General features: G+C 53.0%; 3 protein-coding genes. All 3 read right to left on the bottom strand.

The window, feature by feature from the left end:
- Positions 1-603: 603 nt before the first annotated feature.
- The 3 genes from K7H09_RS24155 to benC all read right to left on the bottom strand — a co-directional run bounded on the left by K7H09_RS24155 (position 604) and on the right by benC (position 3,727).
- Positions 604-1,848 (bottom strand): benzoate/H(+) symporter BenE family transporter, encoded by a 1,245-nt coding sequence (locus K7H09_RS24155; RefSeq protein WP_022519759.1) that lies wholly within the window; start codon positions 1,846-1,848, stop codon positions 604-606.
- Between the two features lie 71 nt (positions 1,849-1,919).
- The gene (gene benD, locus K7H09_RS24150; RefSeq protein ID WP_022519760.1) at positions 1,920-2,705 is read right to left on the bottom strand and encodes a benzoate diol dehydrogenase BenD; all 786 of its coding nucleotides are present in this window, start codon (positions 2,703-2,705) and stop codon (positions 1,920-1,922) included.
- Positions 2,702-3,727, bottom strand: a complete 1,026-nt coding sequence (gene benC / locus K7H09_RS24145; protein ID WP_022519761.1) for a benzoate 1,2-dioxygenase electron transfer component BenC — start codon at positions 3,725-3,727, stop codon at positions 2,702-2,704. Before benC ends, benD begins: the two co-directional genes overlap by 4 nt.
- Between the last annotated feature and the right edge of the window lie 146 nt (positions 3,728-3,873).

The raw sequence follows: 3,873 nt of genomic DNA, 5'->3' as shown, positions 1-3,873 counted from the left end.
CGCCTGCCTGATCAAAGCCAGCAACGGTTTTGACAAACTCTTGCACTTCGGGGGTATCGAATATCTTCACGGTCATGATGAAACCCTATCGTTGGTTTTCTTGTTGTCTTGGCGCCCGGCGATAGTAGTAGTACGTTTTGGAGAGCAAGTACGCCTATCAAGGGCCTAAAGACGACAGTTGTTGTTATGTTCGCCACTAATATCGATCATGCCGTGACTTCCCGACCAATATCGTTTGAGTTCCCTTCCATACTTGATAGGTATCTCAGATGAAAGTTATGTAGAATATTCACAACCTAATTCGAATCAGCAAAAAATAGCTAACCTTTTATTTTAAAAGAAAAACTATCAAACAATACTACTAAGCCTGCTAATAACATTCAGTTTGACTCCTCATTCACTTAAGCTTTAAACCGATATAGTGGCGTTTGTGAGACATAGCTCTCATCTGACCCACTCAAAAGGAGTAACAATTAATTTCAACTTGCGACAAAAGGATAAAGGGACTGTCAAACGTCAAATGGGACAAAAAAGACCCGCACTGCAAAAGCAGACACGGGCCAAGGAGGATAACCACTATAAAGTTGCAGGAGTTGTATGAGATCAGCCGCTCTTTTTAGCTACCTCACGGGTGAAAATAAACTCGAAGTCCTTGGTTTCGAAGATTGCTGAAACGACCACGCCTAATACCAACGCCCAAAACGTGGCGCCGATGCCGAGAATCTGAATGCCGGATGCAGCAATTAAAAAAGCAAACAACGCGCCTATTTCATGTTTCTTGCCTGCAAAGGCGATAGCCATCGAGGAGGTAATGACCCGCATAAGTGCCAGCCCGGCGATAATGGCGATAAAGTAGCGCGGCGTAGCCTCCAGCAGACTGACGACATAGCCGTAGAAAGGCGCGGCAAGCACAAAGATAGCCCCAGCAATCACCGCCGCCACCCAACGTTTGTCATGAACGCCAGCTTCCGGGGAGGCGCAGACACCGGTCATGGGTGCGGCTATACAAGTACTGTGCAGGTTGAAAAAAGCCGACACCATGGTGCCGACGCCGCCCACCGCAGTGATTCCATTAGCGGGCACTTCTTTGTAACCCATTCCCTTCACTAGGCCGACACCCGCCGGTGTTTCCATTCCGACTAGAATAATAGCGAGTGGCAGGCCGTAGGTCAGAAAAGCTCCAAGAGTAAACTCAGGCATGATGAACTCAGGGAAACGAACGGTTGCTTCTATACCGGACAGATCCACGCCAGTCGCTATCAGGTACAAAATGCCCGCCAGCATCGCCACAACCAGAGGCGGAACCTTACGTAAGAGGCGAGCAGAGAGGAAAAAAGCCAGGATCATGATAGAGGCTGGCACGATAGCGCTCTCCAACGGCTTAACCATGTTGAGGCCAAAGCTAAGTAGCATACCGCCCACCATGCCCATCACTATTGGCATCGGTATCAAACGCATAACGATACCCATCACCCCGGTCACGCCAGCAACTAGCGTAATAGCCCCCGCAATCAAACTTGCACCTAATGCAGCCTCTAAGCCGATTACAGGGATAACCGCTGCGAACATTAATGCACCGGGGATGGAGTTAGCCATTGGCAACGGCAATCGGTAATAGGCTGGCATGAATAGTCCAAACAGGCCGTTGATCATCAGGTAGCTGATCACCCAAATCATGATGAAGGAGGAGTCCAGGCCGGCAGAGGTACCGGCGCTAATGTGGACTACTCCAACACTGAGCCCTAAGATTCCCGCGACTAAACCTGTACTGGCATTTTCAGCATTGAGGTCGCGCAGGAAATCGCGGGGCGCATGCCTTAGGCTGACGCCTTTCTCAATATGTTTCACGGTTTGCTCCAGGGAATTACTGTACTTAGCGTTATCGTTGATACTTCTTTAGCGTTGCCTTAGGTAATTTACTAATAGCCCTGGTCGCCTCCGCCCACTGGCAGCACGCTGCCGGTGATGTAGCTCGCCTCATCGGAGGCCAGGAACAGAATCGGCGCGGCCATCTCGTCGAGCGTGCCGTAGCGTTTCATCAGGCAGCTCTGCTTGGTTTGGTCGATATGCGCCTGGAACCAGGCCCGTTCGGTATCGTTGCGGGGCTCGGGCGTGCCGCGGGAAATCCGGCGCGGCGGTGCTTCCGTGCCCCCGATGGCAGCAGCCGCCACGCGGATCCCAGCATCAGCGTATTCGAAGGCCAGCGACTCGGTCAGCGCATTGACCCCCCCCTTGGCCGCCGAGTAAGGGATCCGGTGGATGCCCCGCGCCGCCACTGAAGAGACATTGACGATCACGCCGCTACCCTGCGCTACCATGGTCGGCAGTACCGCACGGCAGCACCAAAGCGTAGGCATTAGAGAACGGTTGATCTCTGCCGCAATTTGCGACTCGGTAAACTCGGTAAACGGCTTGAAATTAATCGCGCCGCCTACGTTGTTAACCAGAATATCGATACGGCCAAAGTGAGCGAGCGCCACCTGAATCGCTTGCTCAGCGCCTTCCCATGTTTCCAGGTCGGCTTGTACCGCAATCACGTCACTTCCTTGCTTGCTTATTTCAGCGACAACCTCATGGATTTGGTCAGCGCGATCTACCAATACCAAGCGGGCGCCTTCAGCGGCGGCACGCTCAGCCACCCGCTGCCCAATTCCTTGCGCAGCGCCGGTAATCACCATTACTTTGTCATGAAAGCGGTGTGTCATGATGCGCTCCCTGCTTCATTGGGGGTGAACTTCTCATAGTGGAAGCTCTGAGGCTTGATGCCTTCAGCGTCGAAGTACTTCAGCACGGCATCTACCATCGGGGGTGGGCCACACAGGTAAACGTCCACATCGCCGTCATGCATTACCTCGGCGTCCATGTGGTGCGTCACGTAACCTTTACGCGAATGCTCGCTAGCCTCGTCGACCACTACGGTGGCGTAGGTAAAGCTAGGAATTTTTTCTACGAAGGCATCTAGCGCATCCGTTTTGACCAGGTGGTCATCTTTATTGACGCCGTAAATCATATGAATCGGTGCATCACAGCCCTTTTCGACCAATTGCGCTAACATGGAGAGAAACGGAGCCAGACCCGTGCCGCCAGCAAGCATAAGCACCGGGCGCTTCACTTCTCGCAGGTAGAAGCTGCCCAGCGGGCCAGTCAGCGTAAGCTTTTCTCCCACCGCCGCGCGCTCGGTTAAGTAGCCGCTCATTGCCCCGTTGGGGATGTTGCGAATTAAGAAGGTGGCGCGCTTATCCCCCGGCAAGGAGCTGAAAGAGTAGGAGCGGTGCACTTCCGTGCCGGGCACATCAATATGAATGTACTGCCCCGGCAGAAAGGCGAGGCCCTCGGCATCATCCAAATCAACGACTAGCTCAATACTATCTTCGGAAAGTTGCTCAACTGCTGCTACCGTGCTCTCAACCTTGCCCACCTGTGTTTTACACAGCGTGGATGCCACTGGCACTTGAATAACGCAATCCGAAGAAGGCACCATCTGGCACGTGAGCACCTGGCCTTCAGCCGCTTCCTCATCGGAAAGCGCATCTTCCAGATACTCGTCACCCATGTCGAATTCGCCCTGTTCGCAGTGGCCTTTGCAGGTGCCACATACACCGTCAGAGCAGTCCATCGGTAGGTTAACTTTTTGCCGGTAAGCGGCGTCGAGAACAGTCTCCCCCTCTTTACAGCCAATAAAGCGGGTAACGCCGTCCTCAAAGTTGAGGGCAATGGTATAACTCATGGTTAATTCTCCTCTCCCCTCAGGTCACACGTGATATACGTCGATGACTTGATGGATATAGTCGTTATTTAACTGCACGACTTTTCTTGTGATCAGTGGGCGCTCACCCGACACGTCCAGGGTGTAGAAGCACGTGCCGAAGAAGC

The sequence above is a fragment of the Halomonas sp. IOP_14 genome, from assembly GCF_021021315.1.
In the GTDB taxonomy this organism is placed as follows: domain Bacteria; phylum Pseudomonadota; class Gammaproteobacteria; order Pseudomonadales; family Halomonadaceae; genus Vreelandella; species Vreelandella titanicae.
The sequence above is the reverse complement of the archived record's forward strand: the minus strand, read 5'-3'. Positions and strand labels throughout refer to the sequence as shown.

Excerpts from the sequence above, each read along its gene's own strand:
- benD (WP_022519760.1), bottom strand. The coding sequence starts at position 2,705 with ATGACACACCGCTTTCATGACAAAGTAATGGTGATTACCGGCGCTGCG.
- benC (WP_022519761.1), bottom strand. The coding sequence starts at position 3,727 with ATGAGTTATACCATTGCCCTCAACTTTGAGGACGGCGTTACCCGCTTT.